Genomic DNA, 24525 nt, shown 5'->3' on the forward strand with positions numbered 1-24525 from the left:
GTGCGGCGGAGACGTTTTCTCTCGTGACGCGCGCAATAACGGGAACGTCGGACAGCGCCCCTGTTGTTCCCGGCGGCCCCGTTCCGGCGGCCCGGGCTTTACCTTACTATGTAAAGGTCACGGGCGGGTCAGCCCGTCGTCGGGCGTTGGCCGAGCGCATGCCCATAGCGGGCGACGACCCGCGCGCGCAGGTCCGGATCGTCGCGGGGAACGGGCTCCAGGAACACCTCGTCGATCTCCGGATACGCGTCCTGCAGCTCGCGGGCCAACCGCACGCACGTCCGCTCCACGTCGCCGGACGTCAGCCCGTCGCGGAAGTCCAGCCGGGCGCACACGAGGACGCGGTCGGCGCCGACGGTCATGGTCACGAGGTCGACCAGCCAGTCGATCTCGGGCGCGGCGGCCAGCCGGTCGCGGACGCCGGCGACGAGCCGCGGGTCGGCCTGGGCGCCGATGAGCAGGTTGAGGTTGACGCGGCCGAGCGCGAGGGCGACGGCGGTGAGGAGCACGCCGATGAGGATCGAGCCGACGCCGTCCCAGACGGCCGCGCCGGTGAGCTGGTGGAGGCCGAGGCCGCCGAACGCCAGCAGCAGGCCGGTGAGGGCGGCCGAGTCCTCCAGCAGGACGCTGAGCGACGCGGGCTCGTCGGTGCGGCGCAGGAAGGCGAGGACGGGCAGGCCCTCGGCGCGGGCGTCGGCGCGGACCTGCCGGACGGCCTGCCGCCAGGAGATCCCCTCCAGGACGAACGAGACGGCGAGGACGGCGTACCCGACGCGCGGGTCGGTCCCCCCGTGCCCCGCGATGATCGTCTCGACGCCCTGGTAGTAGGCGAACAGGGCGCCCATGCCGAAGATCGCGACGGCGACGAGCAGGGTCCAGATGTAGCGCTCCTTGCCGTGCCCGAAGGGGTGGCGGCGGTCGGCGGGGCGTCCGCTGCGGCGCAGGCCGACGAGCAGCAGGATCTCGTTGAAGGTGTCGGCGACGGAGTGGGCGGCCTCGGCGCCCATCGACGCCGAGCCGGTGAGCACGGCGGCGACGATCTTGGCGATGGCGATGCCGAGGTTGGCGGCGAGCGCCAGGAAGACCGTCAGGGTGCTCTCGTGCCCTTGGTCGCGGTCGGGCTGCGTCATGGTGCGGCTCGTTCCCCGCCGCCGGGCTCCTACTCCGGGGGACGGCGCAGGAGGGCGCGGTCGGGCTTGCCGGACGGGAGCAGCGGGATCTCCGGGACGAGGTCGAGTTCGCGGGGCGCGGCGGGGGCGGGGAGGTGGGCGCGGACCCAGTCGCGCAGCTCGGCGAGGGACGGCGGGGGCCCGGCGGGGACGACGACGGCGGTGACGCGTTCGCCCCATTCGGGGTCGGGGCGGCCGACGACGGCGACGTCGGCGACGGCGGGGTGGCGGGCGAGGACGGCGGCGACCTCGCCGGCGACGACCTTCTCGCCGCCGGTGTTGATGACGTCGTCGGCGCGGCCCCGGATCCGGAGGCGTCCGTTCGCCAGGACGCCGAGGTCCTGGGTGACGTACCAGTCGCCGTCGCGGGCGGCGGCGGTGAGGTCGGGGCGCAGCCGGTAGCCGGTGAACAGGACGGGCCCGGCGACGCGGATGCGGTCGCCGGGGCCGACGGCGAGGCGGACGCCGTCGAGGGGGACGCCGTCGTAGGCGCAGCCGCCGCAGGTCTCGCTCATGCCATAGGTGGTGCGGACGCGGGCGCCGCGGGTGCGGGCGCGGTCGAGGAGGGCGGGGTCGGCGGCGGCGCCGCCGAGCAGGATGGTGCCGAATTGGGCAAGGTCGGCGCCGGCGTCCAGGAGGCGGCGGAGCTGGGTGGGGACGAGGGAGACGTGGGCGGCGCGGGAGGCGGCGACGGCGGCGGGGTCGAAGCGGGGGTGGATCTCGGGGTCGGTGCCGGCGATCAGGGACCGGACGAGGACCTGGAGTCCGGCGATGTGGCTGGTGGGGAGGCAGCAGAGCCAGCGGTCGCCGGGGGCGGCGCCGATGCGGTCGAGGGTGGCGGCGGCGGAGTGGCGCAGGGCGGCGGCGGACAGTTCGACGGCCTTGGGGGTGCCGGTGCTGCCGGAGGTGGCGATGAGGACGGCGGTGCCGGGGTCGACGGGGATTCCGCCGGGCCGGGCGGTGGTGCCTTCGGGGGTGGTGACGGCGTGCGGGGCGACGGCGTCCAGGAGGGCGGCGCGGGCGGGGGCGGGCAGGTCCGGGGGGAGGGGGAGGATCGCGGGTCCGGTGCCGTCGAGGGCCGCCGCGAGGGCGGTGAGCAGGCCGGGGCCGGGCGGCAGGGCGACGGCGTGGAGCGGGCGGTCCATGGGGCGTCACGCTAGTACGGGGCGCGCGGCGGGGAGCGGCCACCCCGCTGAACGCGTTCATCTTCCGGCCCGGTTGAATAATGGGCCACGGCCGGGCGGCGACGGCGCCGCGGCAGGGGAAGGGGAACTCATGGTCTCGGAGCTGTTCGACCCGTCCGCGTGGAAGGAGGTGGAGGGCTTCGGGTTCACCGACATCACCTACCACCGGTCGGTCGAGCACGGGACGGTCCGGATCGCGTTCGACCGCCCCGAGGTCCGCAACGCGTTCCGTCCCCACACCGTCGACGAGCTGTACCGGGCGCTGGACCACGCGCGGATGTCCAGCGACATCGGGTGCGTGCTGCTGACCGGGAACGGGCCGTCGCCCAAGGACGGCGGCTGGGCGTTCTGCTCGGGCGGCGACCAGCGGATCCGGGGCAAGGACGGCTACAAGTACGCCGAGGGCGACACCTCCGACACGATCGACCCGGCGCGGGCGGGGCGGCTGCACATCCTGGAGGTGCAGCGGCTGATCCGGTTCATGGGCAAGGTCGTGATCTGCGTGGTGCCGGGCTGGGCGGCGGGCGGGGGGCACAGCCTGCACGTCGTGGCGGACCTGACGCTCGCCAGCCGGGAGCACGCGCGGTTCAAGCAGACCGACGCCGACGTGGCGAGCTTCGACGCGGGGTTCGGGTCGGCGTACCTGGCGCGGCAGGTGGGGCAGAAGTTCGCGCGGGAGATCTTCTTCCTCGGCGACACCTACGACGCCGAGGCCGCGCACCGGATGGGGATGGTGAACGCGGTCGTCCCGCACGCGGAGCTGGAGCGCACGGCGCTGGAGTGGGCGCGCAAGATCAACGGCAAGAGCCCGACCGCCCAGCGGATGCTGAAGTTCGCGTTCAACATGATCGACGACGGTCTGATCGGGCAGCAGGTGTTCGCGGGGGAGACGACGCGGCTGGCCTACGGGACCGACGAGGCGGCCGAGGGACGGGACTCGTTCCTGGAGAAGCGCGCACCCGATTGGTCGCGTTTCCCGTGGTACTACTAGGATTTTTCGATCTTCCTCCGGACGGGACGAGGGCAGGGGGCGAGCGCGTGCGGGTCTACTCCATCCCGATGCGGACGCGGTTCCGCGGCATCACGCGGCGGGACGGGGCGCTCCTGCGCGGCCCGGCGGGATGGGGGGAGTTCTCCCCGTTCGCCGAGTACGGCCCGGCCGAGGCGGCGCGCTGGCTGGCCGCCGCGCAGGAGGCCGCCGAGCAGGGGTGGCCCGCGCCGGTGCGCGACGGCGTCCCGGTGAACGCGACGATCCCGGCCGTCGGGCCGGAGCGCGCGTTCGCGCTGGCCAAGGAGTCGGGCTGCCGGACCGCGAAGGTGAAGGTCGCCGAGCCGGGGCAGACCGACGCCGACGACATGGCGCGGGTGGAGGCCGTCCGCGACGCCCTCGGCCCGGACGGGCGGATCCGGGTGGACGCCAACGGCGGCTGGGACGTCGACCGCGCCGCCGCGATGATCCGCTCGCTGGACCGGTTCGAGCTGGAGTACGCCGAGCAGCCGTGCCCGACGCTGGACGACCTGCGGCGCGTCCGGCTGCGGGTGGACGTCCCGATCGCCGCCGACGAGTCGATCCGCCGCGCGGAGGACCCGCTGAAGGTCCGGGCGGCGGGCGCGGCGGACATCGTGGTGCTGAAGGTGCAGCCGCTCGGCGGGGTCCGCGCGGCGCTGCGCGTGGCCGAGGCGGTGGGGCTGCCGGTGGTGGTGTCGAGCGCGGTGGAGACGTCGGTGGGCCTGGCGGCGGGGGTGGCGCTGGCGGCGGCGCTGCCGGAGCTGCCGTTCGCGTGCGGGCTGGCGACGCTGTCGCTGCTGGAGGGCGACGTGGTGGACGCGCCGCTGGTCCCGGTGGACGGCGTCCTGCCGGTGCGGCGGCCGGACGTGGACCCGGCCGCGCTCGCCCGCCACGAGCCGGGCGCGGACGTCGCGGAGCGCTGGGCGGAGCGGGCGCGGGCCGCCGCGCGGCATCTGCCCGGCGCGGAGCCGTCGCGGTGAACCCGGCCACGGCGCTGGCGACCGTCCTGGTGGACGAGCTGCTGCGGTGCGGGATGACCGACGCGGTCCTCGCGCCGGGTTCGCGGTCGGCGGCGCTGGCGCTGGCGTTGCACGAGGCCGAGACGGCGGGGCGGGTGCGGCTGCACGTGCGGATCGACGAGCGGTCGGCGTCGTTCCTCGGGCTCGGGCTGGCGCGCCGGTCGGGGCGTCCGGTGCTGCTGGTGTGCACGTCGGGGACGGCGGCGGCGAACTTCCATCCGGCGGTCATCGAGGCGCATGAGGCGGGCGTGCCGCTGCTGGTCGTCACGGCGGACCGTCCGCCGGAGCTGCGCGCGACGGGCGCGAACCAGACGATCGACCAGGTGAAGCTGTACGGGACGGCCGTGCGGTGGAGCGCGGAGATCGGTGTGCCGGAGAATCGTCCGGGGATGGTGTCGTACTGGCGGTCGCTGGTCAGCCGCGCGTACGGGCTCGCGCAGGGGCCGTCGCCCGGTCCGGTGCACCTGAACGCGGCGTTCCGGGAGCCGCTCGTCCCGGACGGCGACGACGCGTGGTGCGAGCCGCTGGACGGCGACGCGACGGGCGCGTGGACGCGGGTGCGCGCGGCGACGCCGGGGTCGGTGCTGCACGTCCCGCCGACGCGGCGCGGGATCCTCGTGGTCGGGGACGGCGCGGTGAACGTCAAGCGGTACGTGGCGGCGGCGTCGATGGCGGGGTGGCCGGTGCTGTCGGAGCCGAGCGGCAACGCCCGCTACGGCGACCACGCGCTGTCGGCGCACCACTTCCTGCTGGGCGTGCCGGAGTTCGTGGAGCGGCACCGGCCCGAGGTGGTCGTGACGCTCGGGAAGCCGGGGTTGTCGCGGCCGTTGCTGGCGCTGCTGCGGCGTGCGGAGGAGCACATCGTGCTCGCGCCGGACCTCGCGCGGTGGCCGGATCCGGTCCGGTCGGCGACGCAGGTCGCGCAGGACGTGGAGATCCCGGTGGTGTCGGGCGACGACGCGTGGCTGCGGTCGTGGCGGGCCGCCGACCTGGCCGCCGCCGCCGCGATCGACCGGGTGCTGGACGCCGTCCCGGAGGTCAGCGAGCCGCGCCTGGCGCGGGACCTGGTGGCGTCGCTGCCGGGCGGGGCGCTGCTGTTCACGTCGGCGAGCATGCCGATCCGGGATCTGGACCAGGTGATGCGGCCCCGGCGCGGCGTGCGGATCATGGCGAACCGGGGGGCGAGCGGGATCGACGGGCTGGTGTCGACCGCGCTGGGCGCGGCGCTGGCGCACGGCGGACGGTCCTACGCGCTGCTGGGCGACCTGGCGTTCCTGCACGACCAGAACGGGCTGCTGGCCGGCGCGGGGGAGCGGCGCCCGGACCTGGCGCTGGTGGTGGTGAACAACCGGGGCGGGGGGATCTTCTCGCTGCTGCCGCAGGCGGCGGTGCCCGACCCGTTCGAGCGGGTCTTCGGGACGCCGCACGACGTGGACCTGGAGGCGGTGGCGGCGGCGCACCGCGTCCCGTACCGGCGGCTGGAGGCGGCGGCGGACCTGCCGAAGCTGCTGGCGGGGGAGGGGCTGCGGATGATCGAGGCGCGGACGGACCGGGCGGTGAACGCGGACCTGCACGCGGAGCTGCGGACGGCGGCGCACGAGGCCGTGCGGGAGCTGCTGGCCTGAGCGCCGAGGAAAACCGGGCGGCGCCGGGCTCCGTTGCCCGGCCTGAACTTACAATGTAAAGGCGCCCGGCGGGTCAGCCGCCGATTTCAGGAACCGACCAAACGCTCAACAAGCGCGACAGTGTCCTCGTCGGTCCAGCCGTTGCGGGCGAGCCAGCCGAGCGGGCCGCCGAAGCTCTCGTCCACGCGGGCGAGGAACTTCTCCATGATCTCCGCGTGCGGCCGGTGGGTGTCGGCGGGGCGGGAGTCCAGGTCGGCGGCGTAGGTGCTGGAGTCGCGGAGCCGGCCGAGGATCTGTTCGAGGCGGTCGCCGGTGGCGACGTAGTCGGCGACGACGGCCTCGCGGTGGACGCCGACGGCCTCCAGCGCCAGCGCGCAGACGACGCCGGTGCGGTCCTTGCCGGCGGCGCAGTGGACGATGGCCGAGCCGTCGGCGCGGGTCATGACGCGCAGGGCCGCGACGATGGAGTCGGCGCGGGCGTCGAGGTAGCCGAGGTAGTGGGCGATCGAACGGTCCTGTTCGGGGGTGCCGTGGGCGTCGCGGTTCTGCCAGGGCAGGACGCGGTCGAGGTCGACGGTGTCGGCGGCGACGTCGGTGTTGCGTCCGCCTTCGGCGAAGAGGGAGAGGTGGTGGAGGGTGACCGAGGGGGTCCGGGCGAGGGGGCCGGGGCCTTCGAGGCGTACTTCGGTGTCGCTGCGCAGGTCGATGACGTTCTTCAGGCCGTAGTCGTCCAGGAGGAGGCGGACGTCGGCGACCGTGAGGTCCTGGAGGTTGTCGGCGCGCAGGACCCGGCCGCGCCGGGTGGTCCGGCCGTCGGCGGTGGGGAGCCCGCCGAGGTCTCGCACGTTGACGGCGCCGTCCAGGGGGATCCACCGCGTGCTTTGGTTCATGTCTTGTAACTGTATCGGGCGAAACATGCCGGTCTTTTACTGAGGGTGGGGTTGGCGGGTCAGGCGGTGGGTTGCGGGGGACCGGTACGTGAGGGGTGGTCGGGGGTTGGCTCTGGCGGGGGGCGTGGGTTCGGGGGTGGTGTTCCTAGGTTCGTGGTGACGGTTCACGGACGTGGGAGGGTTTCATGACGGTTGTTCTGGATGCTGCGCCGGAGCGGGTGGGCGGGTCGTTCGGTCCGTTGGTGCGGCGGGTGCGGGCGGCGGGGCTGCTGGAGCGGCGGCGGGGTTATTACGTGCGGGCTGCGGGGTTGAACGTGGCGGCGACGGCGGGGTTGTGGGCGGGTGTGGGGGTGCTGGGGGCTGCGGGTGGTGCGGCGGCGTGGGGTGCGGTGGCGCTGGGTGTTCCGTTGGCGGTGGTGTCGGCGCGGACGGCTTTTCTGGGGCATGACGCGGGGCATCGGCAGATCGCGCGGTCGCCGGGGGTGAATCGTTTTCTGGGGTTGGTGTTCGGGAATTTGATGTTGGGGATGGGGCACGGGTGGTGGACGGACAAGCACAATCGTCATCATGCGAATCCGAATCATGTGGGGAAGGATCCGGATGTGGGGGAGGGGGTTTTGGCGTGGACGCGCGGTCAGGCGGCGGGGCGGCGTGGTGCGGGGGGTTGGGTGGTGCGGCATCAGGCGGGGTTGTTCTTTCCGTTGCTGCTGTTGGAGGGCGTGAATTTGAAGGTGGGGAGCGCGTTGTTCCTGCGGGGGCGTTCGCGCAGGCAGCGGCTGGTGGAGGGTGGGCTGCTGGTGGCGCATCTGGCGGCGTATCTGGGTTTGGCGTTCGGGTTGCTGCCGGTGGCGCAGGCGGTTGCGTTGGTGGTGGTGCATCAGGCGTTGTTCGGTTTGCATCTGGGGGCGTCGTTCGCGCACAACCACAAGGGGATGGCGATGCCGGGGAAGGGCGACCGGTGGGATCATCTGCGGCGGCAGGTGCTGACGTCGCGGAATGTGCGGGGCGGCCGGGTGGCGGATTATGTGTTCGGGGGGCTGAATTACCAGATCGAGCATCATCTGTTCCCGAGCGCGCCGCGGCCGAGTCTGCGGCGGTTGCAGCCGTTGGTGCGGGAGCATTGCGCGCGGGAGGGTCTGCCGTACACGGAGGCGGGGGCGTGGGAGTCGTACCGGATCGCGCTGGGGCATCTGCGGTCGGTGGGCGCGGAGGGGTAGTGGGCGCGGTGCGGTCTCCGGCGGGGTCGGTCCGGGGGCCGCGGGCGGTTTAGGGTTGCGGGTTATGCCGGAGGGTCACACTGTTCATCGTCTCGCCGCGGAGCATCGCCGGGTTTTCGGCGGGGAGCGGGTGCGGGCGGAGAGTCCGCAGGGGCGGTTCGCGGCGGGGGCGGCGTGGATCGACGGCCGGGTGCTGGCGGGTGCGGAGGCGCACGGGAAGCATTTGCTGGTGGGGTTCGAGGGTGAGCGGGTGCTGCACGTTCATCTGGGGATTTACGGGACGTACGGGTTCGGGGCGGTGCCGGCGCCGGAGCCGGTGGGGGCGGTGCGGTTGCGGTTGGCGGGGGCGGCGGGGTTCGCGGATCTGCGCGGGCCGAACGCGTGCGAGCTGTTGGAGCCGGGTGAGGTGAAGCGGTTGCGGGATCGGCTGGGGCCGGATCCGTTGCGGGCGGACGGGGACGCGCGGGAGGCGTTCGCGCGGGTGGCGCGGAGCCGCGTGCCGGTGGCGGCGCTGTTGATGGATCAGTCGGTGGTGGCGGGTCCGGGGAACATCTACCGGGCGGAGGTGCTGTTCCGGCAGGGGGTGTGTCCGGACGTGCCGGGGCGGGAGCTGGGGTGGGAGCGGTGGTCGGCGTTGTGGGACGACCTGGTGGTGTTGATGCGGGAGGGTGTGCGGACGGGGCGGATCGACACGGTGCGTGCGGAGCACATGCCGGAGGCGATGGGTCGTCCGCCGCGTGTGGACGATCATGGTGGTGAGGTGTACGTGTACCGGCGTGCGGGGTCGCCGTGCCTGGTGTGCGGTGGTGTGGTGGCGACGCGGGTGGTGGGGGGCCGGAATTTGTTCTGGTGTCCGGGGTGCCAGGGGGCGTAGCGCCGGTCAGCCTTCGAGGGCGTAGCGCATGGCGCGGAACTTGTTGTGGGCTTCGGCGAGTTCGTCGGCGGGGCGGGAGTCGCCGACGATGCCGCAGCCGGCGAAGAGGCGGGCGCGGTTGCCGTCGAGTTCGGCGCAGCGCAGGGCGATGCCCCATTCGCCGTCGCCGCGCGCGTCGATCCAGCCGACGGGGGCGGCGTAGCGTCCGCGGTCCATGTTCTCGAGGTCGGCGATGAGGTCGAGGGCGGTGGGGGTGGGGGTGCCGCCGACGGCGGGGGTGGGGTGGAGGGCGGCGACGACGTCGAGGACGGAGTGGCGGGCGTTGAGGTGGCCGCGGACGGGTGAGGCGAGGTGGAGGACGTTGGGGAGGGTGAGGATTTCGGGTGCGGCGGGGATGTGGAGGTCGTCGCAGAGGGGGGTGAGGGCCTGGCGGACCATTTCGATGGCGTAGGCGTGTTCGTGGTGGTCTTTGGCGGAGGTGCGCAGGGCGCGGGCGCGTGCGGGGTCGTCGGCGGGGGCGGTGCCGGCGAGGACGAGGGACTCGACGGTGCCGCCGGTGCGGCGGACGAGGAGTTCGGGGGTGGCGCCGACGAGGCCGTCGCAGGCGAAGGTGTAGCAGCCGGGGAAGCGGTCGGCGAGGCGGCGGAGCAGGACGCGGGGGTCGATGGGGGCGTCGGCGGTGGCGTGGAGGTCGCGGGCGAGGACGACTTTGCCGAGGTGGCCGGCGCGGATGCGGGTGACGGCGGTGGCGACGGCGTCCTGCCAGGTGGCGGCGGTGTGGGCGCCGTCGGTCCAGGTGAGGGGGCCGGGCGGGGCGGGGGGGCGCAGGAGGTCGAGGGGGCCGGGGTCGTCGCCGATGGTGGTGATCCAGGCGGTGCCGTCGCGGCGGCCGAGGACGCGGCGGGGGACGATGAGGGTGGTGCCGGGGGAGTCGGGGGTGAAGCCGAAGGTGCCGAACGCGACGGGTCCGGTGCCGGGGAGGCCGAGGGGGTCGTGGACGTCGGCGCCGGCGAACAGGTCGCGCAGGAGGCGGTCGGCGGCGGTGATGCGGTCGGTGCCGCCGGGCAGGGTGATGCGGGCGGCCTCCCCCCAGCCGATGATGCCCTGGCCGTGGCGGATCCAGGCGAGGGCCTGGGGGCCGGGGAGGTGGGCGACGAGGTCGCCGGGGTCGGCGACCGGTGCGGTGTGGACGGTGAGGTGGTCCGTGGTGGTCGCGGCGAGCTTCACGGTCCCCACTGTACGGGAGTTTTGAACCCGTTCAAACAGTGGGGGCGTGCGGGGGTGCTGAGGCGTGCGCCACAAGATCGCCGTGGCGCACGCCGGGGCGGGGTCAGCGGCGGGCGCCGAGGAGGCGCCAGGCGGCGGGGAGCAGCCCGGCCGCCAGGACGATCTTGAGGGCGTCGCCGGCGAGGAACGGCGTGAACCCGAGGTGCAGGGCCGTGCCGAGGCCGACGTCCAGGGACGCCATGAGGTACGGCAGGCCGATCGCGTAGAGGACGGCGGTGCCGGCGAGCATGGTCGCGGCGGTGCGGGCGGGGGTGCGGTCGCCGCCGCGCCGGGCGAGGGCGCCGACGGCGGTGGCGGCGGCGACGAAGCCGAGGAGGTAGCCGAAGGTGGGGCTGCCGGTGCCGGTCTGGCCGTCGGCGAACCAGGGGAGCCCGGCGATCCCGGCGAGCAGGTAGGTGAGCATGGCGAGCGCGGCGCGGGGGGCGCCGAGGGCGGCGCCGGCGAGCAGGACGGCGAAGGTCTGGCCGGTGACGGGGACGGGCGTGCCGGGGAGCGGGACGCTGAGCTGGGCGGCGATGCCGGTGAGGGTCGCGGCGGCCAGGACGAGCGCGGTGTCGCGGGCGAGCGCGCCGGGCAGGAGGTCGCCGAGAACGGCGCGGACGGCGCGGGGGCGCCGGGTGGCGGTGAGGTCGGCGGTGGTCACGGAAGCCCTCCAGACGGTTTTGTTCCTGTTCGCAACTTAGCGAACGGTATGTCCGGGGCGGGTGTGGCGGGGGTACAGGAAGCGGCGGGGTTGTTTTGTCCGGTCAGCCGCTTCCGTCGGCGCGGGGCGCGCGGGCGAGGTAGACGACGTCGGGTTCGCCGCGCGGGACGGGGACCGTCCGGACGTCGACGTGGGCGAAGCGGGTGCGCAGCAGGTCGGTGAAGCCGGGGGCGTCGGCGGCGCTCCAGACGGCGAGGACGCCGCGCGGGGTGAGGCGGCGGGCGAGGCGGTCCAGGCCGGCGGGGGAGTAGAGGCGGGCGTTGCCGGGGGTGACGGTCCAGTGGGGCCCGTTGTCGATGTCGAGGCACAGGGCGTCGTGGGCGCCGGTGTCGGTGTCGAGCCAGTCGAGCAGGTCGGTGAGGTGGAGGCGGACGCGGGGGTCGTCCAGGGCGCTGGCGGAGTACGGGCGCAGCGGGCCGCGGTGCCAGGCGGCGACGGCGGGTTCGCGTTCGATGACGGTGACGGCGGTGAAGCGGGGGTCGGCGGCGGCCTCGGCGAGGGAGAACCCGACGCCGAGGCCGCCGATGGCGATGCTGGCGGGGGCGGTGAGGCGCTCGGCGGCGGCGCGGACGAGGAGGCGCTCGGAGGTGCCGTCGCGGGTGTCCATGAGGAACACGCCGTTGCTGATGATCTCGTGGTGCGGTCCGGTGCGGCGCAGGACGAGCTCGCCGCCGGTGCCGTCGGCGCGTTCGACGACGACGGGGCGCGGGTCGGTGCTCGGGTCGATGCTCGGGTCGATGGCGGCCGTGTTCATGGGCGTCCACGGTAGCGGCGAGGGCGAAGGCGTGGGTCTGGGCAGGGCGGGGGCGGCGGGCTAGGGTGCGAACCCATGTCGGACTTTTCCCCTTCGGATGGTGCGCCGGCCGGGCATGGGACGGACCGGGGCCTGCTGGCGGGCCGCCGGATCCTCGTGGTGGGCGCGGGGACGCGCCGCAGCGACGACCCGGACGCGCCCGCCGGGAACGGCCGCGCGATCGCGGTGGTCGCGGCGCGCGAGGGCGCCGAGGTGGCGTGCGCGGACGTGGACGAGGTCGCGGCGGCGGGGACGGTGAAGCGGATCACCGACGCGGGCGGCGGCGCGCACGTGCTGGTCGGGGACGTCGGCGATCCGGGCGACGCGGCGCGGATGGTCGCCGACGCGGCGCTGCGCCTGGGCGGGCTGGACGGCGTGGTGGTGAACGCGGGCATCGGGACCGGGTACGGGCTGGCGGGGACGCCGGTGGCGGACTGGGACCGGGTGCTGGCGGTGAACCTGCGCGGCCCGTTCGTGGTGGCGCGGGAGGCGCTGCCGCTGCTCGGGGACGGCGGGTCGATGGTGTTCACCGGGTCGCTGGCGGGGACGAAGCCGGGCAGCCGGTCGCCGTCCTACGACGCGTCCAAGGCGGGCCTCGAGGGGCTGGCGCGGCACGCGGCGGTGGAGGGCGCGGCGCGCGGGGTGCGGGTGAACGTGGTGGCGCCGGGGCTGATCGACACGGTGATGGGGCGGATGGCGTCGGCGGGCAACGCCGACCGGGAGCGGTCGGCGAAGCTGATCCCGCTCGGCCGGCAGGGCACGGCGTGGGAGGTCGCCGAGGCCGTGGTGTTCCTGCTGTCGTCGCGGGCGTCGTACATCACCGGGCAGGTCATCGGCGTCGACGGCGGCCTGTCCACCCTGCGGTGACGGTCAGTGGGCGGCGCCGACGATGAGCAGGACGGCGGCGACGCCCGCGCCGGTCGCGGCGAGCGTCGCGGCGCGCGGATGCCCGGCGTGCGCCTCGGGGAGGATGTCGGCGGCGGCCAGGTACAGCAGAACCCCCGACACGAACCCCAGGTAGGGGCCGAGGACGTGCCCGGGCACGGCGAGGACCGTCGCGAGCGACGCTCCCGCGACGGGCGCGAGCATCGCGGCGGCGAGGAACCGCGCCGCCCCCCGCCGTGCCCCCTGTCGTGCGGCGGGGTCGCGCAGGGACGCGAAGGTGACGGTGGTGAACCCGTCGGCGAAGTTGTGCGCGAAGATCGCGACGCAGACGAGCAGGCCGGTCGCGCCGGGCGCGCGCAGCGCCACGCCGATGGTGAGGCCGTCCAGGAACGTGTGGGTGATGAGGGCGCCGGCGGCGACGCGCCCGGACGCGCCGGGGTGGCGGTGCGGGGCGTACTCGCCCTCGTGGGCGCGGTGCGCTGCGGTGAGCTGCTCGGCGACGTGCAGGGTCGCGAACCCGGCCGCGAACGCGATCATCGGGACGGGGACGTGCAGAAGCTCGGGCGCCCCGGCGGCCAGGGCCTCGGGGATCAGGTCGAACGACACGACGCCGAGGACGATGCCGCCCGCGAGCCCGAGGACGAGGTGGCGGCGGTCGCGGGCGCGCAGCGCGAGCGTCCCGCCCGCCAGGATCATCGCCGCGGCCACCAGCGACAGCAGCACGGCCATGACCGGCGTCCTACCCGCGCGCGGGCCGCGTTCCCCGCCGCCCCCTTCCATGATCGTTTTACGGTGTGCGGCGCGAGCACGGCCCCGGGTCGGTGACAATGGCTCGCTATGCGGCGACGGAAGCGAACGGGGACCGGGACGGGCACGGCGGTGCTGGCGGGCGCGGCGGCGGCCGTGCTGCTGGCGGGCGCGGCGGGGTGCGGGTTCGGCGGCGGGGAGGGCGCGGCCGAGGCGGCGCGGGTCCCGGCGGCGGGCGCGTCGGCGGAGTGCCCGGCGGTGCCCGCGCCCGGCGACGACCCGGCCCGGCAGGTCCGCGGGATGTGGATCACGACGGTCGGCGGCGCGGACTGGCCCGCGGGCGCCCGCACCGTGAAGGCCCAGCAGGACCGGTACCGCAAGCTGCTGGACACCGCGCAGGCGATGCGGTTCAACACGGTGTTCGTGCAGATCCGCCCGGACGGCGACGCGTTCTACCCCTCGCCGTACGAGCCGTGGTCGCAGTGGATCACCGGGACGGCCGGCAAGGACCCCGGCTGGGACGTGCTGGGGTTCATGGTGAAGGAGGCGCACGCCCGCGACCTGGAGTTCCACGCCTGGTTCAACCCCTACCGCGTCGCCAACGACCCGGACCGCTCCAAGCTCGCCCCCTCCAGCCCCGCCCGCAAGCATCCCGACTGGGTCCACGCCTACGGCGACGGCCTGTGGTACGACCCGGGGCTGCCGCAGGTCCGCGACCTGGTCACCCGCGCGGTCATGGACGTCGTCGGGAAGTACGACGTCGACGGCGTCCACTTCGACGACTACTTCTACCCCTATCCCGAGGACGGGAAGGACTACCCCGACAAGGCCGCCTACAAGGCGTACGGGCACGGCCTCGGCAAGGCGGCGTGGCGGCGGGAGAACGTCGACGGGCTCGTCCGGGACCTGGACGCCCGCATCCACCGGGCCAAGCCGTGGCTGCGGTTCGGGATCAGCCCGTTCGGGGTGTGGCGCAACGCCTCCACCGACCCCGGCGGGTCGAAGACGAGCGCGCTGCAGAGCTACGACGACCAGTACGCCGACACCCGCCGCTGGGTGAAGGAGGGCTGGCTCGACTACGTCACCCCGCAGCTGTACTGGCCGATCGGGGACCCGCGCGCCGACTACCGCACCCTGGTCGCGTGGTGGTCGGACCTGGTGCGCGGCACCGGCGTGCAGCTCACCATCGGGCAGGCCGCGTACCGCGTCGGGGAGGGCGGCGCGTGGCGGCGCGCCGGCGAGCTGTCGCGGCACCTGGCGCTCAACGCCCGCTACCCGCAGGTCCGCGGGGACGTGTTCTTCAGCGCCGCCGACGTCGCCGCCAACCGCGCCGGGTTCGCCGCCAAGCTGCGCGCCGACCACTACGGGCGGCCCGCGCTGCTGCCGCCCGCGCCCGGCGGCGCCGCGCCGCCCGGCGTCCGGAACGTGACGGCCGTGCCCGCCGAGGGGCCGGGCGTGCGGGTGCAGTGGCGGACGCAGGACTCCGCCGCGTCCTACGCCGTGTACCGGGTGGACGGGACGGGGCCGGCGTGCGCGCCCGTCCGCCCCGACCGGCTGCTGGCCTCGGTGCGCGGCGGCGGGGTCCTGGACGCCACCGCCGAACCCGGCCGGACCTACACCTACTACGTCACCGCGCTGGACCGCCGCCACCACGAGAGCGCGCCCGCGCGGGCCGCGACCGCGACCGCCGCCCACGGCTGACGATCACGGCTAATGATCTTGTAAGCGGGGGAGGAATACGGGCACCACGTCCCCCGGAGGTTGAAGCATGGCGCTGTCGATGGAGGAGCGGCGGCTCCTCGCCGAGATCGAGGTCCGGCTGACCGCGGACGACCCGCGGCTCGCGGTCCGCATGACCAGGCTCGGCCGGGACCGGCGGCGGCGGATCCGCCTCGTCGCCGCCGTCGCGATCGTCGCCGTGGCCGCCGCGGCGGCGCTCGCCGGCGCGCTCCTCGCCGCGTTCGGCTGACCGGCACCCGCACGGCACCCGCCCGGAAAACCAGGAGAAACGACAACGGGCTCCGGCGAGACGGGAAATCTCGCCGGAGCCCGCGGGCGTCCGGATGGCCGGTGCGGACGGTCGCCTCACGGCGAAAGGCACAACGAGGCTCCGGCCCGGAACAGGTCCGGCGGTATTCCCCGAAGGCTGTGAATAGAGCCCGGGGGACACGGTGCCGCACCGGCCACACCCACTCTAACCGCTCCCGCCCCCCTCTCGTGACCACGCCCGCGCCCGTGCGCGCGTCAGGGTGCGGTCCGCCGCAGGGCACGGGTTCGTCAAGGGCGGTTTGGGCGGGCGCGCCGTGCAGCACGCCGAGGAACGGAGGACTCATGACCGACGCCAAGACCGACGATCGTCCCGGCCGCGCCCGGCTGGCGTCTTCGGCGGGCCGACGCGTGCTCACCGCCACCGTCCTCGGCTCGGGCGTCGCGTTCCTGGACGGCTCGGTCGTCAACGTCGCGCTGCCCGCCATCGGCCGCGGCCTGGGCGGCGGCCTCACCGTCCTGCAGTGGGTCCTGGACGGCTACCTGCTCACCCTCAGCGCCCTGCTGCTGTTCGGCGGCGCCCTCGGCGACCGGCACGGCCACCGCCGGGTCTTCACCGCCGGGCTCGTCCTGTTCACCGCCGCGTCGCTGGCGTGCGGGCTCGCGCCCGGCCCCGCCGCGCTCATCGCCGCGCGCCTGGTGCAGGGCGCGGGCGGCGCGCTGCTGGTCCCCGGCAGCCTCGCCATGATCGACGCGATCATCGACGAACGCGACCGCGGCGCCGCCGTCGGCCGCTGGGCCGCGCTGTCGGGCGTCGCCGCCGCGCTCGGCCCGTTCGCCGGGGGATGGCTCGTGGACGTCGTGTCGTGGCGGTGGGTGTTCCTGGTCAACGTGCCGCTCGCCGCGCTCACCCTCGCCGCGCTGCGCCGCGTGCCCGAGACCCGCTCGGCCCGCCCCGGCCGCCTGGACTACCCCGGCGCGGTCACCGTCACCGCCGGGCTCGGCGGCGCCGTGTACGCGCTCATCGAGGTCCCCGCGCACGGGTGGACGCCCGCCGCCGCCGTCCTCGCCGTCGTGGGCATCGCGGGACTCGCCGCGTTCCCGGTCGCCGAGCGCCGCTCCCGCGACCCGCTGCTGCCGCTGGACATGCTGCGGTCCCGGCAGTTCGTCGGCGTCAACCTCACCACCCTCGCGGTGTACTCCGCGCTCGGCGGCGCGCTGTTCCTGCTGACGCTGCAGCTGCAGAACTCGCTCGGGTACTCCGCGCTGCGCGCCGGGATCGCGACGCTGCCCATGACGGTGATCATGATGGTGCTGTCGGGGCGGGCCGGGGCGCTCGCGCAGCGGATCGGCGCCCGCCCCCTCATGGCGGCCGGGCCGCTCGTCGCGGGCGGCGGCGTCGCGCTGCTCGCCCTCGCCCGGCCCGGCGCGTCCTACGTCACCGGCGTGCTGCCCGGCGTCGTGGTGTTCGGGCTCGGGATGGCCGCGACCGTCGCGCCGCTCACCGCGACCGTCCTCGCGTCAGTCGACGAGGACCACGTCGGCGCCGCGTCCGGCACCAACAACGCCGTGTCCCGGCTGGCGTCACTGCTGGCCGTCGCGGTCCTGCCGCCCGCCGCCGGGCTCGGCGCCCACGGCGCCTCCGGACCCCTCGGCGCCGGGTACCCGCGCGCCATGCTCATCGCCGCCGCCGCGTGCGCGCTCGGCGGGCCCGTCGCGTTCCTCACCGTCCGCAAGGCCGCGCGCGTCCACCGGCACATGCCCGCCGGGCTCCACCACTCCTGCCAGGACCCCGGCACCCGCGAACCCGCGCCCGCTCCCGAGCAGACCTGAGCCCGGTCAGGACAGTTCGGCGGCGATGCCCTCGAAGTCCTCGCCGGCCAGCACCAGCGTGCCCGTGCTCCCGATCGCCTGCGTCGCCTCGGCGCGCCCGAGCTGCCGCGTCGCCGCCCGGTCCAGGTAGGTCTCGATGAGCCGTGCGCCGGTCAGGCGGCCCCGGCCGCGCAGCAGCGGCATCTCCTGCCGCACCACCCGCCACGCGTCCGCGCCGAGGCGCAGGCGGCGCTCCTCGGCGAGCAGGCCGAGCAGGCCCTCCCGGACGGCGGGCACCGACAGGTCCGGCAGCCGCACCGCGCGCAGGTCCGTCAGCAGCTCAGGGGACGCCGCCGACAGCTCCCCGACCCGGTCGGGCGCGCACGTCGCCAGCAGCGCCGTCTCGCTCACGCCCTCCAGCCGCGCCCGGTAGATCGCCGTCGCGTACTGGCGGCCCTCGGGATGGTCCAGGATCAGGTCGTCCAGGCCGTCCAGCAGCAGCGCGTGCCCCGCGTGCGCGTCCAGCGCCGCCCGCAGCCCGTCCGGGCCGCCGTCGCGCAGGTCCTCGGCGTGCACCGTCCGGACCTCGCCCGACGACACCTCCACCTCCGCCAGCGCCCGCGCCACCATCCGCGCCAGCCGCCGCTGCCCGCTGGACGGCGCCCCGATCAGCAGCAGCGCCGGCACCGACGCGCTCGACACCTCCTGCCCCCGCAGCCGCGCCGCCCACTTCCCCCGGCGCCGCGCCTCGGTCACCACCCGCTCCACGTCGTCGGCGCCGCACAGGAACCGGATCCCGTACGCCTCGGCGACCCGCGGGCCCGGCTCGTCCCGCGCCGCCTGCGGCGCGGGCGGCGGCGCCTCCGACACCGGCGCGGGCGGCGGCGGCAGCTCCTGCCCGCCCGGACGCGCGTCCAGCCGCGGATCCAGCCGGGGATCGAGCTGCGTGCGGTACGGGTCGGAGTACGGGCCCGAGTCCAGCTGCGTGCCCGGCGCGTGCTCGGCCGGTCCCTGCTCGTCCGGCCACACCGGCGCCGTCCCCGCCACCGGCGGCGCGGGCGCCGGCCCGGGCGGAGGGCCGGGCGGCGGACCCAGGGGCGGCGGACCGGAAGGCGGGGCCTGGCCGGCGTGCGCGGCGGCCTGCGCCCCGCCCTGCTCGTGCCCGGACGGCCCGGCGTGCGCGTCGCCCGCGCCCGGGCCCGCGTCCTCGCCGGGACGCGGACCCGGCGGAGGCGCGGGCGGGGCGGCAGGGGGCTCCATGGGCGCGCCCGCGGGCGGGGCGGGCGGGGGAGCGGCGGGCGGGGGCAGCGGGGGGCGCGCCTGCGGCGACGCCGGGCCCGCCGACCGGCCCGCCGGGTCCCCGGCGCCCGGCGGCTCGGGCGCGACGGGCGCGTCCGGCGCGGGACGGCCCGCCGCCAGATGCGCCCGCGCCGCCGAGATGATGTCCCACGCGCTCAGCTCGTCGGTCGAGGGCGGCGAGTAGTTCGCCGGGCTCGTCAGCTCCGCCGCGACCGCCTGCGGCACCGCGAACCCCGTCGCCGGCGGCGGCACCTGCGCCAGCCGGCACCACGTCAGCCCGATCCCGTACGTCGTGGCCAGCAGCGCCGCCAGCACCCCCGCGTCGCCCGACCGCAGCGCCTCGGGCAGCCGCCCGTCGCGCGGCCACAACGTCCGCAGCGGATGCGCCGGATCGGCCAGCACCGCCTGCAGCGTCCGCGCCGAGTCCGGGTCCAGCCACCGCTGCAGCGCCGGGAGCGCGCCCGGCGCCGCCTGCAAGTCCGCCGCCAGCACCGCCAGGCCCGCGTGCCGCACCCGGTCGTGCCCCCGCCCCTGCCCGCCGGGCCCGCCCGGACCGCCCGGGGCGGCGCCCGCCGGGGCGGGCGGCACCGCGCCCAGCTCCGCGACGATCTGCTGCAGGTCGTACAGGGCCAGGCGCAGGTACTCGCCGGGCGCGGTGTCGCGCAGCAGCGGCGTCGCGAACTCCGCCGGGCACCGCCGCCGCCACTCCTGCACGATCGCCTGCGGCCCGTACCGGACGGTCGCCAGGTCCTGCTGGACGTACTGCAGCGACGCGCCCGTCACCGCCGCGAGCGCGTCCGCGCCCGGACGGAACCGCTCGTCGCCCTGCAACCCCGTCGCGACCTCGTACATCACCCGCGCGACGTGCGCGGCGCCCGGCCCGTCGCCCGCGCCGAGCCGGTGGACGTAGTAGCCCGCCAGCGTCGAGAAGTCCGGCGGCATCATCCAGTGCAGCCGCTCGGCCGGGGTCGTCAGGTAGTAGGTGAACGACTCGATCAGCGGATGCTCGGTCAGCGCGACCGGCGCGCCCGCGCACCACAGCAGCGCCCCCCACGCCGCCGCGACCGTACTCGGCGTCCCCGCCTGGAACATCGGGTCCTGCTGGGCGAACTGCGCCGGGTTCACCGCCAGCGCCGTAGTCAGCGCCTGCGAGATCCGCGCGACCACGCCGGTGTCGGGGAGCGGGCCGAGGAACCCCAGCGACGCCATCCGCCCCGTCGACAGGTCCGGGCCCGTCGGGTACAGCTGCGGCGGCACCGGCGGCGTCCCCGCCCCGCGCGGCGCCGGGACCGCGACGGCCCGGTCGGCGGGATCGGGCGGCGGCGGGCACGGCTGCCACGACCCGTCCAGCCCGCACCGGTACCAGCGGCCCCACGCCCCGAACAGCCACCACTCGCCCGCGCCCCACAGCATCCGCGCCGCGATCTGCTCGCTGCGCTGCTGCGGCGCCGCCGTCCGCCACCACGGCGCCGCGACCAGCTCGCGGACGTTGGCCTCCACCGCGGCGAAGAGATCCCCCGGCCGCGCCGACGCTGCACCGGGTCCCGTCCCGGCCCCCTGCCCGTTCACCCCGCGAATAGTAGTCCTCCCGGGCGAACCGCCCGCATTCCCGCGCCTACCCGCCGGTACCGGCCAGGCACCGGCCAGGCACCGGTCAGGCGCCCTCCCGCCGGAACCGCCGCACGGCGACCGCCACCGCCGTACCCGCCGCCGACCGCGCCTTCGACCTCCTCGAACACGGCCTCGGCGGCCACGGCGCCCGCGACGGCGACAACAAATGAGTGCCGACCGGGTCGCCGGGGTTCTTAGACTCCATGACTGCGGAGGCAATCATGGACACCCCCACCCTGCTCACCCACCTGCAGACCCATGACCGGCCGCTGACCCTTCCCCGGGGCGGCGTCCCCCGGTGGGACGACGCCGCCCTGCACGCCGCCGCCCGCGCCGCCGCCCCCGAGCCCTACGCCCTGCTCGGCCTGGCGCCCGGCGTCCTGCCCTGGCAGCGCGCCCGCGTCCTGCTGCAGCTCCTCACCGCCTCCCAGGCCGGCCTGCCCGACCCCGCCCGCGCCACCCTCGCCGCCACCGCGCACCTGCTCACCCGCGCCGCCCCGCCCGGCCACGTCATCACCGCCCTGCTCGCCCTGCGGCGGCTGCGCGCCAACCACAAGCACACCACCCGCGCCGTCCTGCGGTTCGTCCTGGAGCACCCCGACGCCGACGCGCTCATCGCCGCGCGCCGCTCCGCCCTCGCCGACTGCTTCGAGCACGCCCTCGGCACCGCCACCGCCCGCGGCTGCGCCCGCCGCGTCGCCGCCGGCGACACCGGCTCGGACTACCTGCGCCGCCGCCTCCTGCGGTTCCTCGCCGACCCCGACGCCGCGCTCCCGCGCGTCACCGCCCTCTACGCCGAAACGGGCGCGCACCCCGCGCCCGCGCCGCTGCCGGACGCGGCGCCGCTCCCGCTGGACGGCCCCGTCACCGGCCCGCCCTACGACGGCGCCGTCGCGCTCGTCCTGCCCGCAAGACCCGCGACGCCGCACGCCCGCGCCCTGCACACCGCGCTGCAGAACGCGCTCGCCGCCGCGTGCCCACGGCTGCGCGTCCACACCGGCCACGGCGCGCCCGGCGAACCCGTCGTCGCCGTCGTCGCCGGTGAAACGGGCGGTGAGCTGGCCGGCGGGGCGGCCGGTGGGGGAGGCGGGGCCGTGCGGTGCGGCGGCGCCGAACGCGCCCTGCACGGCCCCGGCGACGTGCCCGCGCTCGTCCCCTGGATCATCGCCCACGCCCCCGGCGGGCCCGGCTGGCTCCACCGCGCCCTGCGCGCCCGCCTCCCCGAACCCCCGCCCGGCCCCGCCGGAGACCGTGCGGGTGACGGCGGGGCGGACGGCGGGCGGGCCGTCCTGACCCGTCCGCGGCGCCCGTCACCGTAGGGAACGCACGCGCCGTTTGTCACCTGACTTCACAACAGACGCCGCAACTGGTGTCCCTGATGCGAAGACCGTCCCGCGATAGTGACCGTACGGTCGTGCCCTATATATGCGGCGGAGTCACGACCGGACCCGTTTCCCACCGCCGGGCCCGCGACGTCACGGCCGCACTCCTGCCGCAAGGAACGCGAACGAACGCCGATAAGGAGCCCTCATGACCGCGGGTGTCGCCGATGTGGGGCGCAGAGCCCCGCTGCCGGACATCGCTCCCAAGCCCGTCCCCATGATCGAACGCATCAGCGTCGTGGTGTTCGTCGTCGCCCCCATCGTCGGCGTCGCCGCCGCCGTCCCGTTCTTCTGGGGCTGGGGCATCGGCTGGACCGACGTCGCGATCTTCGCGTTCCTCTACCCGTTCAACGCGCTCGGCATCACCGTCGGATACCACCGCTACTTCACCCACCAGGGCTTCAAGGCCAAGCGCTGGCTGAAGATCGCGCTGGCCGTCCTCGGCGGGCAGGCGTGGCAGGGCTCGGTCATCTTCTGGGTGTCCGACCACCGCCGCCACCACAAGTACTCCGACCGCGACGGCGACCCCCACTCCCCGTGGGCGTTCGGGCCCGGCGTGTGGGGGCTCACCAAGGGCCTGTTCCACGCCCACATGGGCTGGCTGTTCCGCAAGACCCGCACGTCGCGCACCAAGTACGCGCCCGACCTGCTGAAGGACCCCGACCTGCGGTTCCTCGGCCGCAACGATGTCTACGTCCTCATCGCCGCGTCCACCCTGCTCGTCCCGATGGGCCTCGGCGCGCTGCTCACCTGGTCCTGGCACGGCGCCGTCACCGCCCTGTTCTGGGCCGGGATCCTGCGCGTGTTCGCCGGCGACCACGTCACCTTCTCCATCAACTCGATCTGCCACGTCTTCGGCAAGAAGCCGTTCAAGACCCGCGACGAGTCCCGCAACGTGTGGTGGCTGGCCATCCCGTCGTTCGGCGAGTCCTGGCACAACCTGCACCACGCCGACCCGACCTGCGCGCGGCACGGCGTCCTGAAGGGCCAGGTCGACATCAGCGCCCGCACCATCTGGCTGTTCGAGAAGCTCGGCTGGGTCTGGGACGTCCGCTGGCCCGACGCCGACCGGCTCGCCGCCCGCCGCAACCAGCCCGACCCCGAACCCGCCGCCGCCTGACACCCGGCCGACGACCCGGCCGGCACCCGGCCCGCGCCGGGCGCCGGCCCGCCCACCCGTCCCTCCACTGGAGCGCCCCCTCATGACCACCCTCAAGGAACTCGACCGCACCCCCCTCGTCCAGCGCCTCGCCAAGTGGGCGCAGCTCTACCCCGACGACCGCGCCTACACCTACATGGACTACAGCGAGGACGTCGACGGCGTCGCCGTCGACATGACGTGGGGCGAACTGGACAAGCGCGCCCGCGCCCTCGCCGCCACGCTGCGCCAGGCCACCGACCCCGGCCAGCGCGCCGCGCTGCTCGCCCCCCAGACCCTCGACTACATCATCGGGTTCCTCGGCTGCATGTACGCGCGGGTCATCGCCGTCCCGCTGTTCTCCCCGGACCTGCCCGGGCACGCCGACCGGCTCCTGGCCGTGTACTCCGACTCCGAGCCCGAGACGGTCCTGACGATCACCTCCGCGCTCCCGCACGTCGAGGCGTTCTTCGACCAGAACACCGTCCCGCGGCCCAAGCAGATCATCACCGTCGACACCATCGACACGTCCCTCACCTTCGAGGACGAGCCGATCTCCCCCGACGACCTGGCCTACCTGCAGTACACCTCCGGGTCCACCCGCGTGCCCGCCGGCGTCATGCTCACCCACGGCAACCTCGCCGTGAACGCCGAGCAGTGCTGGGGCGTGTTCGACGGCATCCCGCGCGTGTCGACCGGCGTGAACTGGCTCCCGCTGTTCCACGACATGGGCCTGGTCACCGCCGTCGGCCTCCCCATCGCCTACGCCAGCCCCGCCGTCCTCATGGACCCCGTCGCGTTCATCATGCGGCCCATCCGCTGGCTGGAGCTGCTCAGCAAGCAGGGCCACGCGTTCACCTGCGCGCCCAACTTCGCCTACGAGTACCTCGCCACCAAGGTCAGCGACGAGGAGAAGGCCGGGCTCGACCTGTCGGGCGTCCAGGTGTTCATGAACGGCGCCGAGACGATCCGCGAGGAGAGCCTGCAGCGCTACCTCGACGCCTACAGCCCCTACGGCCTGCGGCCCGAGGTGCAGGTCCCCGCCTACGGGCTCGCCGAGGCCACCGTGTACGTGTCGTCCTCGTCCCGCTACGAGCTGCCGACCGTCCGCGCGTTCGACCGCGACGCCCTCAACGCCGGCGTGCTGGAGCCCTGCGACCACGACGCCGAGCGCGCCAGCGTCCTCGTCGGCTGCGGGCAGCCCTACGGGCAGCTCGTCGCGATCGTCGACCCCGACTCCGGCGAGCGCAAGCCCGACGGGCACATCGGCGAGATCTGGATCCACGGCCCCAACGTCACCGCCGGGTACTGGAACCGCCCCGAGGAGACCGCCCGCACCTTCGGCAACAAGCTCGCCGGGGAGCGCGGCGACCTGCCCGAGGGCCCGTGGCTGCGCACCGGCGACCTCGGCGTCTGGTACGAGGGCGAACTGTGGATCACCGGCCGCATCAAGGACCTCGTCATCATCGACGGCCGCAACCACTACCCGCAGGACCTGGAGTACACCGCGTTCCACGCCCACGAGGGCGTCCGCCGCGGGTACGCCGCCGCGTTCTCCGTCGACGGCGAGGAGGGCGAGGTCCTCATCATCGTCGCCGAGCGCAACCGCCGCGTCCCCATCAAGCGCCTGGACCCGGTCGCCGTCACCGACGCCGTCCGCGCCGCCGTGCAGCAGCACCACGACGTCCGCGTCCACGAGCTGGTGCTCATCGAGCCCGGCGGGCTCGTCCGCACCAGCAGCGGCAAGGTGTCGCACACCGCGACCCGCAAGGCCTACCTGGAGGGTGCGCTGCCCGTCACCGACCTCAGCGGCGCCGGCGAGGGCTGACCCGCCCGAGGGACCCCGTGAACCCGCCCCCCAGGGGGCGGGCGGCGGCCCGTCACCGCACGCCGAG

The 24525-nt window shown here is 75.5% G+C and carries 20 protein-coding genes; 12 read left to right on the forward strand and 8 right to left on the reverse strand.

Annotated features, from left to right (window positions below):
- Positions 1-128 precede the first annotated feature (128 nt).
- Together GQ466_RS24395 and GQ466_RS24400 are read right to left on the reverse strand one after the other, a co-directional pair.
- Positions 129-1130, reverse strand: coding sequence for a cation diffusion facilitator family transporter (locus GQ466_RS24395; RefSeq protein ID WP_161105359.1), 1002 nt, complete (start codon positions 1128-1130; stop codon positions 129-131).
- A gap of 29 nt (positions 1131-1159) precedes the next feature.
- Entirely contained in the window at positions 1160-2314 is a 1155-nt protein-coding gene (locus GQ466_RS24400) for an AMP-binding protein (RefSeq protein WP_161105360.1), read from the reverse strand.
- Positions 2315-2444: 130 nt separating this feature from the next.
- Between GQ466_RS24400 and GQ466_RS24405 the strand changes: the two genes are divergently transcribed.
- From GQ466_RS24405 to menD, 3 genes are read left to right on the forward strand one after another with little or no spacing between them, the layout of a single operon-like run.
- Entirely contained in the window at positions 2445-3344 is a 900-nt protein-coding gene (locus GQ466_RS24405) for a 1,4-dihydroxy-2-naphthoyl-CoA synthase (RefSeq protein WP_161105361.1), read from the forward strand.
- Positions 3345-3391: 47 nt separating this feature from the next.
- Entirely contained in the window at positions 3392-4342 is a 951-nt protein-coding gene (locus tag GQ466_RS24410) for an o-succinylbenzoate synthase (RefSeq protein ID WP_161105362.1), read from the forward strand.
- Complete coding sequence (menD, locus tag GQ466_RS24415) at positions 4339-6006, forward strand: 2-succinyl-5-enolpyruvyl-6-hydroxy-3-cyclohexene-1-carboxylic-acid synthase (RefSeq protein WP_161105363.1); 1668 nt, start codon at positions 4339-4341, stop codon at positions 6004-6006. The genes GQ466_RS24410 and menD overlap by 4 nt, the downstream gene beginning before the upstream one ends.
- An 86-nt stretch (positions 6007-6092) precedes the next feature.
- Here menD and GQ466_RS24420 read toward each other — a convergent pair whose 3' ends face one another.
- Positions 6093-6896, reverse strand: a complete 804-nt coding sequence (locus GQ466_RS24420; RefSeq protein ID WP_161105364.1) for a tyrosine-protein phosphatase — start codon at positions 6894-6896, stop codon at positions 6093-6095.
- A gap of 185 nt (positions 6897-7081) precedes the next feature.
- Between GQ466_RS24420 and GQ466_RS24425 the strand changes: the two genes are divergently transcribed.
- Together GQ466_RS24425 and GQ466_RS24430 are read left to right on the forward strand one after the other, a co-directional pair.
- Positions 7082-8113 carry a fatty acid desaturase family protein gene (locus tag GQ466_RS24425; RefSeq protein WP_161105365.1) on the forward strand — a complete coding sequence of 344 codons (1032 nt, stop codon included), beginning with the start codon at positions 7082-7084 and terminating at the stop codon, positions 8111-8113.
- A 64-nt stretch (positions 8114-8177) separates the two neighbouring features.
- Entirely contained in the window at positions 8178-8987 is an 810-nt protein-coding gene (locus tag GQ466_RS24430; protein WP_161105366.1) for an Fpg/Nei family DNA glycosylase, read from the forward strand.
- 6 nt (positions 8988-8993) lie between these two features.
- Here the strand turns inward: GQ466_RS24430 and GQ466_RS24435 are convergent, their stop codons facing one another.
- The 3 genes from GQ466_RS24435 to GQ466_RS24445 form a co-directional block, all read right to left on the reverse strand.
- Entirely contained in the window at positions 8994-10214 is a 1221-nt protein-coding gene (locus tag GQ466_RS24435; protein WP_161105367.1) for an isochorismate synthase, read from the reverse strand.
- Positions 10215-10317: 103 nt separating this feature from the next.
- On the reverse strand, positions 10318-10917 hold the full coding sequence (locus GQ466_RS24440) for a biotin transporter BioY (RefSeq protein WP_161105368.1): 600 nt from the start codon (positions 10915-10917) through the stop codon (positions 10318-10320).
- Positions 10918-11020: 103 nt separating this feature from the next.
- The gene (locus GQ466_RS24445) at positions 11021-11731 is read right to left on the reverse strand and encodes a spermidine synthase family protein (protein WP_161105369.1); all 711 of its coding nucleotides are present in this window, start codon (positions 11729-11731) and stop codon (positions 11021-11023) included.
- Positions 11732-11806: 75 nt separating this feature from the next.
- Between GQ466_RS24445 and GQ466_RS24450 the strand changes: the two genes are divergently transcribed.
- Positions 11807-12637 (forward strand): SDR family NAD(P)-dependent oxidoreductase, encoded by an 831-nt coding sequence (locus tag GQ466_RS24450; RefSeq protein ID WP_161105370.1) that lies wholly within the window; start codon positions 11807-11809, stop codon positions 12635-12637.
- 3 nt (positions 12638-12640) lie between these two features.
- On the opposite strand, the gene GQ466_RS24455 is transcribed toward GQ466_RS24450, so the two are convergent.
- Positions 12641-13384, reverse strand: a complete 744-nt coding sequence (locus GQ466_RS24455; protein WP_161105371.1) for a ZIP family metal transporter — start codon at positions 13382-13384, stop codon at positions 12641-12643.
- A 108-nt stretch (positions 13385-13492) separates the two neighbouring features.
- On the opposite strand from GQ466_RS24455, the gene GQ466_RS24460 reads away from it, so the two are divergent.
- From GQ466_RS24460 to GQ466_RS24470, 3 genes are all read left to right on the forward strand, one after another.
- The gene (locus tag GQ466_RS24460; protein WP_161105372.1) at positions 13493-15103 is read left to right on the forward strand and encodes a glycoside hydrolase family 10-like protein; all 1611 of its coding nucleotides are present in this window, start codon (positions 13493-13495) and stop codon (positions 15101-15103) included.
- A gap of 67 nt (positions 15104-15170) precedes the next feature.
- Entirely contained in the window at positions 15171-15371 is a 201-nt protein-coding gene (locus GQ466_RS24465) for a DUF3040 domain-containing protein (protein ID WP_161105373.1), read from the forward strand.
- Between the two features lie 362 nt (positions 15372-15733).
- A complete protein-coding gene (locus tag GQ466_RS24470; protein ID WP_161105374.1) occupies positions 15734-17221 on the forward strand; it encodes an MFS transporter in 1488 nt (495 codons plus the stop codon).
- Between the two features lie 6 nt (positions 17222-17227).
- Here GQ466_RS24470 and GQ466_RS24475 read toward each other — a convergent pair whose 3' ends face one another.
- Entirely contained in the window at positions 17228-20068 is a 2841-nt protein-coding gene (locus GQ466_RS24475) for a hypothetical protein (RefSeq protein WP_161105375.1), read from the reverse strand.
- Between the two features lie 263 nt (positions 20069-20331).
- Here GQ466_RS24475 and GQ466_RS24480 point away from each other — a divergent pair, with 263 nt between their 5' ends.
- The 3 genes from GQ466_RS24480 (at position 20332) to GQ466_RS24490 (ending at position 24458) form a co-directional block, all read left to right on the forward strand.
- A complete protein-coding gene (locus GQ466_RS24480) occupies positions 20332-21429 on the forward strand; it encodes a hypothetical protein (protein WP_161105376.1) in 1098 nt (365 codons plus the stop codon).
- Between the two features lie 211 nt (positions 21430-21640).
- On the forward strand, positions 21641-22612 hold the full coding sequence (locus GQ466_RS24485; protein ID WP_161105377.1) for an acyl-CoA desaturase: 972 nt from the start codon (positions 21641-21643) through the stop codon (positions 22610-22612).
- 82 nt (positions 22613-22694) lie between these two features.
- Entirely contained in the window at positions 22695-24458 is a 1764-nt protein-coding gene (locus tag GQ466_RS24490) for a fatty acyl-AMP ligase (protein ID WP_161105378.1), read from the forward strand.
- Positions 24459-24525 lie beyond the last annotated feature (67 nt).

This window comes from Actinomadura rayongensis, assembly GCF_009831215.1.
Lineage (GTDB): Bacteria > Actinomycetota > Actinomycetes > Streptosporangiales > Streptosporangiaceae > Spirillospora > Spirillospora rayongensis.